Source organism: Bacillus sp. BC08 (genome assembly GCF_054326875.1).
This window is the reverse complement of the sequence record NZ_JBTGPA010000024.1, coordinates 50,222-63,446: the sequence shown is the minus strand read 5'-3', so window position 1 is coordinate 63,446 and position 13,225 is coordinate 50,222. Positions and strand designations below refer to the sequence as shown.

Annotated in this window: 13 protein-coding genes; 9 read left to right on the top strand and 4 right to left on the bottom strand. The window is 32.8% G+C overall.

Annotated features, from left to right (window positions below):
• Nucleotides 1-8: 8 nt before the first annotated feature.
• Both ACXVYO_RS05975 and ACXVYO_RS05970 read right to left on the bottom strand, forming a co-directional pair.
• Nucleotides 9-479 (bottom strand): CBO0543 family protein, encoded by a 471-nt coding sequence (locus tag ACXVYO_RS05975; protein WP_458466304.1) that lies wholly within the window; start codon nucleotides 477-479, stop codon nucleotides 9-11.
• Nucleotides 385-1,563 carry a DUF2515 domain-containing protein gene (locus tag ACXVYO_RS05970; RefSeq protein WP_458466303.1) on the bottom strand — a complete coding sequence of 393 codons (1,179 nt, stop codon included), beginning with the start codon at nucleotides 1,561-1,563 and terminating at the stop codon, nucleotides 385-387. Before ACXVYO_RS05970 ends, ACXVYO_RS05975 begins: the two co-directional genes overlap by 95 nt.
• A 311-nt stretch (nucleotides 1,564-1,874) precedes the next feature.
• Here ACXVYO_RS05970 and ACXVYO_RS05965 point away from each other — a divergent pair, with 311 nt between their 5' ends.
• The 4 genes from ACXVYO_RS05965 to ACXVYO_RS05950 are packed head-to-tail and all read left to right on the top strand — an operon-like array spanning nucleotide 1,875 to nucleotide 5,228.
• On the top strand, nucleotides 1,875-2,861 hold the full coding sequence (locus ACXVYO_RS05965; RefSeq protein ID WP_458466302.1) for a UDP-N-acetylglucosamine 4,6-dehydratase family protein: 987 nt from the start codon (nucleotides 1,875-1,877) through the stop codon (nucleotides 2,859-2,861).
• Nucleotides 2,858-3,769, top strand: a complete 912-nt coding sequence (locus ACXVYO_RS05960) for an NAD-dependent epimerase/dehydratase family protein (protein WP_458466301.1) — start codon at nucleotides 2,858-2,860, stop codon at nucleotides 3,767-3,769. Before ACXVYO_RS05965 ends, ACXVYO_RS05960 begins: the two co-directional genes overlap by 4 nt.
• A 25-nt stretch (nucleotides 3,770-3,794) precedes the next feature.
• Nucleotides 3,795-4,115, top strand: a complete 321-nt coding sequence (locus ACXVYO_RS05955) for a DUF6572 domain-containing protein (protein WP_458466300.1) — start codon at nucleotides 3,795-3,797, stop codon at nucleotides 4,113-4,115.
• A gap of 48 nt (nucleotides 4,116-4,163) precedes the next feature.
• Entirely contained in the window at nucleotides 4,164-5,228 is a 1,065-nt protein-coding gene (locus tag ACXVYO_RS05950; RefSeq protein WP_458466299.1) for an undecaprenyldiphospho-muramoylpentapeptide beta-N-acetylglucosaminyltransferase, read from the top strand.
• Between the two features lie 95 nt (nucleotides 5,229-5,323).
• Here ACXVYO_RS05950 and ACXVYO_RS05945 read toward each other — a convergent pair whose 3' ends face one another.
• Nucleotides 5,324-8,047, bottom strand: coding sequence for a putative bifunctional diguanylate cyclase/phosphodiesterase (locus tag ACXVYO_RS05945; protein WP_458466298.1), 2,724 nt, complete (start codon nucleotides 8,045-8,047; stop codon nucleotides 5,324-5,326).
• A 413-nt stretch (nucleotides 8,048-8,460) separates the two neighbouring features.
• Between ACXVYO_RS05945 and ACXVYO_RS05940 the strand changes: the two genes are divergently transcribed.
• The 4 genes from ACXVYO_RS05940 (at nucleotide 8,461) to ACXVYO_RS05925 (ending at nucleotide 11,058) form a co-directional block, all read left to right on the top strand.
• Nucleotides 8,461-8,850: a VOC family protein gene (locus tag ACXVYO_RS05940; RefSeq protein ID WP_458466297.1), complete on the top strand. Its 390-nt coding sequence runs from the start codon at nucleotides 8,461-8,463 to the stop codon at nucleotides 8,848-8,850.
• Between the two features lie 209 nt (nucleotides 8,851-9,059).
• Nucleotides 9,060-9,875, top strand: coding sequence for an alpha/beta fold hydrolase (locus tag ACXVYO_RS05935; RefSeq protein WP_458466296.1), 816 nt, complete (start codon nucleotides 9,060-9,062; stop codon nucleotides 9,873-9,875).
• A 30-nt stretch (nucleotides 9,876-9,905) separates the two neighbouring features.
• A complete protein-coding gene (locus tag ACXVYO_RS05930; protein WP_458466295.1) occupies nucleotides 9,906-10,514 on the top strand; it encodes a histidine phosphatase family protein in 609 nt (202 codons plus the stop codon).
• Nucleotides 10,515-10,740: 226 nt separating this feature from the next.
• The gene (locus ACXVYO_RS05925; RefSeq protein ID WP_458466294.1) at nucleotides 10,741-11,058 is read left to right on the top strand and encodes a hypothetical protein; all 318 of its coding nucleotides are present in this window, start codon (nucleotides 10,741-10,743) and stop codon (nucleotides 11,056-11,058) included.
• A gap of 92 nt (nucleotides 11,059-11,150) precedes the next feature.
• On the opposite strand, the gene ACXVYO_RS05920 is transcribed toward ACXVYO_RS05925, so the two are convergent.
• On the bottom strand, nucleotides 11,151-11,789 hold the full coding sequence (locus ACXVYO_RS05920; RefSeq protein WP_458466293.1) for a YczE/YyaS/YitT family protein: 639 nt from the start codon (nucleotides 11,787-11,789) through the stop codon (nucleotides 11,151-11,153).
• Nucleotides 11,790-11,982: 193 nt separating this feature from the next.
• Between ACXVYO_RS05920 and pepT the strand changes: the two genes are divergently transcribed.
• Nucleotides 11,983-13,215: a peptidase T gene (pepT, locus tag ACXVYO_RS05915; RefSeq protein ID WP_458466292.1), complete on the top strand. Its 1,233-nt coding sequence runs from the start codon at nucleotides 11,983-11,985 to the stop codon at nucleotides 13,213-13,215.
• Nucleotides 13,216-13,225 lie beyond the last annotated feature (10 nt).

Sequence of the window (13,225 nt, the reverse complement as noted above, 5' to 3'; positions counted from 1 at the left end):
TGGTCTCTTTATTTTTGTATGAAATGATATACTTCCCAAATAAAAGAAAAGAAAATCATATAGCCAAATAAAGAATATGTATGATTCCAATCCACACTATGAATAAAGAAACCGAATCTTTCAGCAACCTGTTCAAAAATACTAGCACAAATACCTATTGAAATAATAAATACAATTCTAGAAACTGCAGATAATGTTTTTGAAATTTGTATGAAAATCGTTGTTAAAATCGGTAGTACAAACAAAGTAAAGCCAATGTTAACTGAAAATATGGATGAGAACGGTCTAACCGGAAAGGAATACATTTGTTTCGCAACAAAGAAAGCATCTAAGCAAGTTCCGATAATACAAGAGAGTAAGATTGTAACTGTTAATGCTAGAAAATCATTCTTCTTCTCGAAGGAGAACGTTTTTCTTTGCAAGAATGGCAAGTTCAATTTTTTCGAGTGTTTTACAGTAGTCTTCTGTAATTTGTCCATTTATATTTTCCTCCTTATCTACTAAGTAATTTACAACTTGCCAGTCCGTAAACCAATCTTCACTGTCAACTTCTTCATGCTTCATATCTCGCCATGCATAGATGAGTGCAGGACTGTATATACGATGAGCGCCACTACGCAACTGGCATTTCTTTATTCGACGCTTATAAAATTCACGGGAAAAAGATTCATTTACACTTGAAAATAAATGAGGCCAGTAATCTTTCCTTGATCCTGTATGCGGATGGTGCTGGGCCCAGCTTATTATTTGAGATAAAACATGTGTGTCTCGAAATAATAATGAATACAACCTTTTTCCAATTAAGATTCGTTCGTGTAAGGAAGTGAAATGTTTCATTGTATCACCAAATAGTAATACTTTGTGTTTCTTATCATTTTCGTAGAATGGGAAAAGGATATGATTAAACTGAAAGAAATCAAAGAGTTTAAATCCAATACTATTAAGTACAGTCTTTTGAAATTGTATATTTTGTATCACTCTTTTTTCTAAGTAGTTTTGTTCATTAATAATAGTTGCAATGGCTAATGTTTTTTTGTTACCCGTTTTCCAAAAATCGTTCCACATCGTTTCCATAAATGTAGAAACATTTAGGTGAGGGAGAAGGTGAAATAGTTTTTGTGCTCTTTTTACACTTTGTTCATAAAGCAGAAATTGAGGATATACATCTTGGAAAATAAGCCAATTCCCTCTTTCTAAAAAAGAAAAAAATGTGATTTGATCTTTCTCTGATAAAATTTTCGTATATAAATCGCCCTTCAAATCAGTCATATTCCAACCGCCGTTACGTGATACCATATGCCCAAGTAGTGCCCAATGTATTTCTGGATATTGAATGTAAAATTGGTAGTATGCGCGTGTCCTTGTAACGTTATTTTTATTTAGCTGTTCTGTTTGTATTTTTATGTTGTTGAGGATGAATTGCTCTTCTTGCGTTAATTTATACATCGTGCCAGAATGAATAAGTTTGCTTTTTTGTTTCAATTCATTTTTCACATCAAATAGGGAGAGAGGCAGGGCTTTGGAAGGTCCGTTATATGTATGATTTGAATTGCTTCGGTACATTCCATTCCCTCCCTTTTTCATAAAATTAAACATGATTATTGGCTATGAGTCATTCTATTTATTTTATTACGAGTATAAGAAATAAATGAGCGGTGTTTTTTACAAGGATTTAGTTATCATACAAAAAGCATAAAAAATCTTACTGTTGTGAGGTGAAATAAAAAAACAGAAACTATGTTTAATAGTTTCTGTTTTTTTATTTTGTCAATTAAATGTAACAAACGACGATTATGATTTAAATCAATTGAAAATAATTCAATAAATTTTTATAAATACAATTTTAATTGAAATGTGTAGTAGGAGGAAAAGAAATGCTAAATAAAATAATTTTAATTACTGGTGGTACAGGTTCGTGGGGTCATGAACTTATAAAACAACTATTAGAAAAATCACCGAAAGAAATTAGGGTTTTTTCAAGAAATGAAACGGTTCAGTTTGAAATGCAGCAACAGTTTATAAATGATGATAGATTAAAATTTATTATTGGAGATATTCGTGATAAAGATCAACTAGCCTATGCTTGCCAAGGTGTGCATTATGTATTTCATCTTGCAGCTTTAAAACATGTTCCAGTATGTGAGTATTATCCTTATGAAGCTATAAAAACTAATATACATGGTACACAAAATGTAATTGAAGCATCTATACAGATGCAAGTTGAGAAAGTTATATATGTTTCAACGGATAAAGCGGCCGATCCATCAAATACGTATGGGATGACAAAAGCAATTGGTGAGAAATTAATGGTTCATGCGAATATGCAAACGAAGAAAACAAAATTCATTTGTGTTCGTGGTGGAAATGTTTTAGGGACGAGCGGAAGTGTGGTACCACTTTTTAAAAAACAAATTAAAAAATCTTCACAAATAGGGATTACCGATGCAAATATGACTAGATTTTTCTTAACGATTGAAGATGCTGTCGGATTGTTATTTAAAGCCGTATATCAAGGTAGAGGTGGAGAAATCTTTGTTATGAAAATGCCGGCATGCAAAATAACAGATTTAGCAGAAGTGTTAATTGAAGATTCGCAAAAGGAAAACGTGAAGGTAAAAGAAGTAGGGATAAGACCGGGTGAAAAATTAAGTGAAATGCTTTTATCTGAGGTAGAGAGTAAAACAAGTATAAGTTTTGATCAAAATTATTTTGTGGTACTACCGACCATTCCTATAGAAGGGCTTCAAGAATATTATGCTAGCTATCCGCTTGTGGATGTGAAGAGTTTTAGTTCTCAACAAGACTTACTTACAAAACATGAGGTGAAACAAATGTTATTAAGAGGAGGATTTTTACGATGAAAAAAAATGCGAGCCTTTTAATAACTGGTGCAAATGGTTTCACAGGACGCCATGCTTGCCAATATTTTTTAGAGCAGGGCTTTCATGTAATTTCTATGTTTCAAAATCGTGCACATAAAGAAACAATTGGGAATGGTATTACTTGTAATTTAACTAATAAGAGCGAAGTAATGAAGGTAATGAAACAAATAAAGCCAGATTATGTATTGCATTTAGCAGGAAGGAATTCGGTCATAGAGTCTTGGACAGCTGCTCTTGAATATGTAGAGATTAATGTAATAGGGACATTATATTTATTAGAAGCAATTAAGCAAGAAGCACCTCACTGTAGAACGTTGGTTATAGGATCTGCTTTGCAAGCAGATAGTATGAACGAAATAAAAATTTCAAATCCATATAGTTTAAGTAAAACGATGCAAGTCATTATTGCAGAAGCGTGGAGTGAATTAATGAATTCAAATATTATCATTGCAAAACCCTCGAATTTAATTGGTCCAGGAGTATCGAATGGTATTTGTTCTATTCTTGCAAAAAAAATGATAATGATAGAGTCGAATAAAAGTGAAGCAATTATTGAGGTGAACAGTTTGAAAGATAGTAGGGATTTTTTAGATGTACGTGATGCGGTTAAAGCGTATCATGTGTTATTACGCGATGGAACAAATGGAAAACAATATAATGTTGGATCAGGGGTAAAACGGTCTTTATTAGATGTAATAGAACAATACAAAGAATTAACACAGCTGAATTTTTCCATAAAAGAAGCAAAGCATAGTGGGAGCGAATCAAATGAGAGTTTAGTAATAGAGGATATAAAAAGGTTAGGTTGGGTCCCAGAAATTCAATTCCATCAATCATTAAAAGATGTACTCGAGTATGTGAAGTGTAGTGAAATCTGCATTCAATGAAAAATAAAAAGGGTGTAAGAAATATATGAATGGCTATAAAACAATAGATAATCAAAATACGCTATTTCTTTTAATTGTTGATACGATGGACTGGAAAGATGAGGAAGAGCATGTTTTGTGTATCTATGAGGCGATAAATAAATGTCGAGCCTATGTGGAAGGTAAAAAGGGTGATAGGAAAAGTCCAGTAATAGGTACAGGAACTAGGGCGGTAATTCAAGTCTTTGCTCAGTATGAATGTAGTGAGTATGGAAATGATTTTTATGATCTCGTTAAAGATTTTTTGCAAGATATAGGATTTGAGTTAAAGGTTTATATAAATAATAGTAAGTTTACTTACATTTAATAGATAAGTATAAAACAAGATTTTTAATGATAAAGGTGGATATAAATTATGAATAAAAAGATTCTCTTTACTGGGGGCGGTACAGCCGGACACGTAATGATTAATATGGTATTGATTCCTAAATTTATGGAAAAAGGATGGGGAGTTGAGTATATTGGATCTCAAAATGGAATTGAAAAACTATTAGTTCAAAATGTGAAATACAATAGTATTTCAACGGGAAAGCTTAGGAGATATTGGGATTGGGAGAACTTTAAAGATCCTTTTAAAATAATAAAAGGTTGCATACAAAGTTATAAATTGATGAAACGAATAAAACCAGATGTTATTTTTTCGGCAGGAGGATTTGTTTCCGTTCCGGTAGTAATAGGAGCGTGGATGAATAAAGTACCCGTAATAATACGTGAACCAGATAGTACGTTAGGATTAGCAAATAAAATAGCATTACCTTTTACTACAAAACTATGCACAACATTTCCTCAGACAGGAGAAAATGTAAGTAATGAGAAGAAGGTTTATGTAGGACCAATTGTAAGGGAAGAAATTGAGAGGGGCAACGTATTACGGGGAAGAAGCTATTGTAAATTTCAGCAAGATAAACCAGTATTGTTAATTATGGGTGGGAGTCAAGGTGCTCAATGGATAAATGATATGGTAAGGGAAAGTTTGGAAACATTACTATTAAATTTTAATATTGTTCATATGTGCGGCAAAGGGAAGGTGGATTCATCTATTGGTATGGAAGGTTATATGCAATTTGAATATATAGGGGAAGAGTTGCCGCATATACTAAATATGGCGAGTGTTGTAGTTTCGAGAGCGGGTTCTACTGCTATTTCTGAATTGCTATTCTTGAAGAAACCAATGTTGCTTATCCCGCTAACTAACAGTTCCAGTAGGGGAGATCAAGTTTTAAATGCTGAATATTTTTCTCGGCAAGGATATGCAGAAGTTATACTCCAAGACAAAGTAAGTATGAATGTATTCATACATGCAGTCAATAAGTTGTATGCAAATAAGGAGAGATATATTCAAAACATGACTGGCTATACGAAAACAAATGATGAGGGGATTCATCAATTAATAAATATAATAAATGAAGTGGTGCAGTAATAGAAATTTAAATAGTAAAAAGGAAAGAAGATATCTTCTTTCCTTTTTACTATAGTTGTTCAAATTCATTATTACTTATCCTGATTAGCTATGTATTATGGGTGAATCCCACTTTCTAATAGCTCAGTAAATGCATTAGTATGAATAGGTTTACTGTAATAGTAACCTTGAATAAACTGACATTTATTTTTTTGAAGGAAATTCACGTGTTCTTTCGTTTCTACCCCTTCAGCAATGACAGACATTCCTAATGTATTTGCTAATGTGATGATTGTTTTAATAATTTCCATTCCATCGTCACATGTTTCAGACATTGTAATAAATTCTCTTGGGATTTTTAACGTATCGATTGGATATAAAGGTAAGTAAGCTAGCGAAGAATAGCCTGTACCAAAGTCGTCGATTGAAATGTGAATCCCTAAACTTTTTAGTGTGCGCAATTTTATCAATGTTTCTCGCTCATCCATCATGGCAATTCGTTCTGTTAATTCAAGATCAAGAGAACTTGCAGGTAAACCTGTAGTTGCTAATGTAGAAGAAATAGATTTTACAAAATCTTCTTGTTCAAATTCTTTAGTAGATAAATTTACACCTATTTTTAAATGAGAATATCCGAGTGTATGCCATATCTTCATTTGTTGACATGCTTGTTGTAATGTCCATTGTCCAATTGGTATAATTTGCATCGTCTCTTCTGCAATAGGTATGAACTCATATGGAGAGATGATACCTAATTCAGGATGATTCCACCTGATTAAAGCTTCCGCACCGATAATTTTGTTAGATTCGCTATCAACTTGAGGTTGATATAAAAGGAACAATTCTTCATTTTGTATTGCGTTTGGTAAATCTTTTTCTAATCGTAATCTTCTTTCGATTTTCTTAGCGATTATATCGTCATAAATAGAGACAGAGTTAAGTTCTTTTGCCTTCGCATCATACATGGCAACATTAGCATTTTTCAGAAGTGTGGCGGTATCGATTCCAGAATGTGGATAAATGGCGATACCGATACTAAGTGATAAAGTTAATGTATGCTCATGTATAACGAACGGTTTTTTCATGCATTCGAATAACTGGTTACATAATTGGAATAAGGAATCTTCGTCAGTATAGTTTTCAATTAAGATTGTAAACTCATCACCGCCGATTCTTGACAGATGAGTATGTGATGGAAGACAGGATTGGAATCGATTTGCTACTTCTTCTAATATATAATCTCCTGACGAATGTCCAAGTGTATCGTTAATTGCTTTAAAGCGATCTAAATCTAAGTATAATAATGCGAACTCACTGTCTGTTGTTTCAGCATTTTTTATAACTCTTTTTAATTTCTTATGGAAAAAGGCACGGTTCCCAATTTTCGTTACAGTATCATGGAATGCTAAATATTTTATTTCTTCTTGCTGTTTTTTTTGTGCAGTAATATCTTTCACCATAATATAGCTTCCTGAAATTTGTCCGTCTATCATAATAGGGACAATGGTAACGTATAAAAAATAAGTAAAGCCATTATTGTATTGAGAACGTAATTGTAAAGAAGTAGGCTCCTGCTTTTTTACTTTTTCTAATGCGGATGCTAGTTTGTGCTTATCTGCATCTAAGATAATAGAAAGACAAGTATTGCCAAGCAATTCACTTGTAGCGACTCCAAGTAGCATGCCGCCTGCTTTGTTAACATTTAAGAAAATGCCATTTAAATCAATAGTAAAAATAGGATCAGGATGATATTCATATAATGATTCGAATTTTTGTTGTTTCTGAGATAAAGCTTCTGATTTTTGAACTAAGTCAGAAGTTCGTACAGCAACTTTTTCTTCTAATTGTGCATTAAAGAATTGTAACCGTTCTGTTAAGCTCTTGTTTTGCATACGTCCAATGGAATGGCGAATAAGTACGAAAACAAAAGTGATACAGTTTCCTGTAATAAGAATGGAAGAAGCTGTTTGTTCTATAAGGGTAAAGCCAATTAGAAATGCAACAACGAGATAGGGAAATGTGACTAAAACTTTTTTCCCTAGTACAGGGTTTACGATGGAATAACTTGTATTATTCGTAAGGCCGTTTGGAATAGAAGCAGCTATTGCAACAAGTAATAGTGGTATCCTATATAAAAGTCGTAATAATGCTACAGTGTCATGCGATAAATGAGTATTTAAATAAAAATAAATATAATTAAAAGCTGCAGAACTTATTAATACAAAAACAAAAATATATATTTTCCATTTCGACTTAAAAACAGTTGGGCGAAAAATGAGAATAGCACCTAGTAGTAAAAAGAGTAGGTCTGCAATTGGATATAAAAATGAAAGGAAAATTTCTCTCATTGGTAGAGAGAAAACACTTAAATCTGGTTGATTAAATAAATACCATTCTAATGTGAGTATAGAAGCGAGTACTATACATATATCGCAAATAAAGAAAGCTTTTTCCCATTTATTACATCCCTTTAAAATTTTATAGCAGAAAGCGATAAGGAAGAAGAATAAAAATAGCATGTAAAATATATCTGAAAAAGTAAAATGATGTACTGGTAATTCGAAAAATTCATGTTGAACCGTATATATTATTTTTCCTAATAAAAAACTGCCCATTGCGAAAATAATACATAACCAAAAGAAATCAGTACAAATCTTTTTGGAATATAGAGAGTAAATTAATGATATGAATGCGATGCCTTCAACGATGAGAGAAGAGAAGCGTACATTGAAATCAGAAAAATGAACAGGGAATGAAAAGAAATATATAAGACAATAGCTGGAATAACAAAGTGTGGTTATTGTTAATATACGTAATTGTAAATTTTTATTTAATTGCAATAGAATCACCTTCTTAAAATATACACTAAATTCATAATATCCATACGTAAGAATATTACTTGAAGATTGTACCAGATTTACCTAGAAAAATCATGTTTCTGAGTAAATTAATGGAGAATGTAATGATTTTGTAATCAGGAAAATATTACAAAAAACAGCTCGGTAGAAAATTGAATGGAAGTTGTATATTTAGTCATTTTTCAAATTGTAATGATTTTTTAGTGTTTTGCAAGTGAATATGCAAAATTGCATAAAGATAACGGATTCGATTTGTGTAAATTAGTTTTGTTATAAAGCATGAACTAAACTTTTGTATGTATTTATTTTCATACTAATGAGGGACTTCAAAAAGAGGTTACGTATATACAATAATACGTAAGCAAGTATAAAATTTTTAGTATGGGAGGAAAAGTATGAAGAATTGGGTGGAATTTCGAATAGCACGTCCAACTGATCAGTTTGAAAAGGTTATAGAATTCTATGAAAAAGGATTAGGCTTAAAACGTATAGGTGAATTCTACGATCATGAAGGCTATGATGGGGTCATGTTTGGACTCCCAGATGAAGAATATCATTTAGAGTTTACAAGGCATATAGATGGGAGCCCATGTCCAGCTCCGACAAAAGATAATTTACTCGTATTTTATATGCGGGAAGATAGCGAAATGAAAAAGGTGAGTAAAAGGCTGCATGCATTGGGATATGATGAGGTCGAACCTGAAAACCCATACTGGAAAGACAAGGGGATAACGATAGAGGATCCAGATGGCTGGAGAATTGTGTTGATGAAATTAGAAGAATAATGTGTAATGATGCTTGAAGTGCAAGTAGGAGGAAATACGTAAAAGAGCTTTCTTTTGAGGGGATACACTCATGGAGGGCTTTTTTGTTTAAAAACTGAAAAGTAAAATTTGAAGTTATGTTCTGAAAAGTTATAAAATAAGAACGTGTATTCCTGTTGGTTTGAGAGGGTTGTCTGTAAAGATGAATAGAACACTAGGGGGACTTTTTAATGATATGCCGGATTAAGGATGCAGAAATATATTATGAAATCATTGGTGAAGGAAAACCAGTCATTATTATACATGGCTGTGCTCCTGATCATAGGTTAATGCAGAGATGCATGGAATCAGTATTTCAAAAATATAAAGGTTACCAAAGAATATATATTGATTTACCTGGCATGGGGAAATCAAATGCTCCAGATTGGATAAATAGTTCAGATCATATGTTAGAACTGTTAATTGCATGTATTGAAGAAATCATTCCAACGAAAAACTTTTTATTAGTAGGGGAGTCCTATGGGGGATATTTAGCTAGAGGTATACTCACAAAGCTGTTTGAAAGAGTTAATGGATTACTATTAGTATGTCCTGTTGTTGTAGCGGAGCAAGAAAAAAGGGCTCGCCCGAATAAACAGGTAATTGTACAAGATAAGGAGTTTTTAAATACACTAACTTCCACTGATAGAGAAGAGTTTTGCGAGTTAGCAGTAGTCGCGAATGAATATACATATACGAGATTTAAAGAGGAGATTAAGCCGGGACTAGATATTGCTAATTATGAATTTATTGAAAGGTTGCAAAAGAATTACTCTCTTACTATGAATTTTCATCATATGAAATATGAGAAACCCGTTCTTTTACTAGCTGGAAGACAAGATATCTCGGTAGGTTATCAAGATATTATAAGAATTATTGATGATTATCCAAGAGCGACATTAGCGATGTTAGATATGGCAGGGCATAATTTACAAATTGAACAACCTGAAGTATTCGAGTGTTTAGTAGGCGAGTGGATTAGACGAACAAATCAACAAAGTTTATAAAAGACGAATGAATATTTTCAAGGAGGAAGTATGAGTACATATATCTATATGGTTAGACATGGTGAATCACCAAAATTAGAAGGAAATGAAAGAGCACGTGGGTTAACTGAGAAGGGACATATGGATGCCTGTCGAGTAACTGACATATTAAAAGAGGAGAGGATTGATACTTTTATTTCTAGTCCCTATAATCGGGCTACGTTAACGATAGAAAAAGCAGCCGATTTCTATGAAAAAGAGATAGTAGTATATGAAAATCTCAAAGAGTGTATGTTTTCAAATGAGGATCAGGTTATATCAGATAAAGAGATATATCCACTTGTAAAGAAGATGTTCGCAAATCAGGATTTTACATTAACGGAAGGAGAGTCATATAAGGATTGTCAGAGACGGGTAGTGAAAGTGCTGAAGGAAATATTGATGGATTTTCAAGGGCAAAAAGTTGTAATTGGTACGCATGGGCTTGTAATGACTTTAATGATGAATTACTTTGATAATCAATACGGGTTTGAATTTCTTATACATGCATCGAAGCCCGACATATATAAGTTGGAATTTAAGGATGAGCAATTAATGAATGTAGAAAGATTATGGATAGGAGATAGAAAGAATCTTTATCAACTGTTTTTAGAATCTTAAATCAATAAGTAATTATTCAGTTTCTGAATAATATTATTAGAAGTTGGTTTAAGTAAACAATTTTTAATAAGACAAAATTCCAAACGCTGGATTTATATTCAATTGGAGAAAAAGATGTAGAATTTTGTCTTACGGTCTCCGTTTACTTTTCATTTCATTACATATAGCCTTTGTGGTGTAAAGGAGAAAATCACCTTTACACAAAATTTATAAGGAGGACATTGTGATGAAAAAGATTAAAAAGTTTGCGGGAGTTGCTTTAGCGGGGACGATTGGATTAAGTGGACTATTGTTTTTAGAACCAAGTGTAAGTGCTGCAGAAACACAGCAGGTGAAAGAAGAAAATTTCAATGCAATTGATGTAACGATGAATCAAAGTGAATTTTATGTATTGAGTGGCAGAAGCATTGATGTTCTTTCTGGAGATAAAGAAGCAATTCAACTAAATAAATACACAATTCGTTTTAGTAAACCCGGGAAGTATGTCATTAAAGTAAATGGCTGTATTTATGAAGATATATATACTTTTATTGTAAATGAGTAGTATATATTCTTAAATTGTGAGATGAAAAAAGAAACACCCTATTTATGGTGAGAATCGTAAATAGGGTGAATTTATTTATATTTAACTGTACTTTAAATATGTTCACTAATTTTCTTTTTGCTATGTAAAGTATGTAAGAGGGTTTGAAACATCTTAAATGATTGTTGAAAGATTGGACTTTGAATAAAGGTGTACAGAAAAGTTACGATGAAAACAGGACCTCCTAGCATAAATCCAATAACGAGTACAACACATTCTACTATGATTCTAGCACGGCTAATAGATAGTCCTGTTTTATCGGAAATAGTAAGCATGAATCCATCGCGAGGTCCAGCACCAATCCCAGCCGCAACATACATCCCTCCCCCAATACCTGTAATTGCAATACCAGCAAATAAAATGAGTAAGTTTATCCATAAATAATCACTAGCGTTTGGAAGGATATTTGATTGTAAGAAAAAGTCCATAATCGGACCGATAAGTAGTGCATTTAAAAATGTACCCACATTTATATATTTTCGATCTACTAGTAAAGAAATGAGAACGAGACATAATCCACATATTACACTCCACGTACCAATGGTCCATCCAAACCTTTGGTAGAGAGCCATGTTTAAAACTTCCCAAGGATGTAAACCGAGAAATTTAACTTTGACTGCAAGAGCATTTCCAAGGCCGAAAAAAATTAATCCTAAGAAAAAAAGAAAATGGCGAAAGAGAGTTAGCCTCATCTTTAATACCTCCCATATTGTATAATTATGTATATTACATGTAAGAGTCTTAGTGTACAAATATTACGACTTTTTGGTTGTTATTTATAATTTCTAAAATACAAATGAAATAAATATTCGCAGTCAAAAAAGTTAAAATATTTCGTTTTAAGGATTATAATAGAAAGAGAAACGTAAAAGGGAGTGAATGAGTTTGAAACAAGAACTTATTGAAAGATTTACGAGATATGTAAAGATTGATACACAATCAAATGAAGAAAGTCATACAGTACCAACAACACCTGGACAAATTGAGTTTGGTAAGTTATTAGTGGAAGAGTTAAAAGAGATTGGCTTAACAGAAGTAACGATGGATGATAATGGATATGTAATGGCAACACTTCCTGCTAATACGGATAAGGATGTTCCAGTAATCGGCTTTTTAGCACATTTAGATACGGCAACAGACTTTACAGGGAAAAACGTAAAACCACAAATTCATGAAAATTTTGATGGTAATGCGATTACGTTAAATGAAGAGCTAAATGTTGTGTTAACGCCAGAACAGTTTCCAGAATTACCATCATATAAAGGACATACGATTATTACAACGGATGGTACGACACTTCTAGGAGCAGATGATAAAGCTGGCCTGACTGAAATTATGGTTGCAATGAACTATTTAATACATAATCCGCAAATTAAACATGGGAAAATAAGAGTAGCATTTACGCCGGATGAAGAAATTGGTCGTGGGCCAGCGCATTTTGATGTAGAAGCGTTTGGTGCATCATGTGCTTATACGATGGATGGAGGTCCATTAGGTGGTTTAGAGTATGAAAGCTTTAATGCTGCAGGTGCTAAGTTAACGTTTAACGGAACGAATACACATCCTGGAACAGCGAAAAATAAAATGCGTAACGCAACTAAACTTGCTATGGAGTTTAATGGGCATTTACCAGTAGAAGAAGCACCAGAATATACAGAAGGCTATGAAGGATTCTATCATTTACTTTCATTAAATGGTGATGTTGAGCAAAGTAAAGCGTATTATATTATTCGAGATTTTGATCGTGAAAATTTTGAGGCGCGTAAACATAACGTTGAAAATATTGTGAAGCAAATGCAAGAGAAGTATGGACAAGATGCAGTCGTTTTAGATATGAATGATCAATACTATAACATGCTTGAAAAAATTGAACCAGTGAGAGAAATTGTTGATATTGCATATGAGGCGATGAAAAGCTTAAATATCGAACCAAACATTCATCCGATTCGTGGTGGAACAGATGGGTCACAATTATCGTATATGGGATTACCAACGCCGAATATTTTCACAGGTGGTGAAAACTATCACGGTAAATTTGAATATGTTTCGGTAGATACGATGGAAAAAGCTGTTCAAGTTATTGTGGAAATCGCAAGACGATTCGAAGAACAAGCTTAAAAAAGAACCA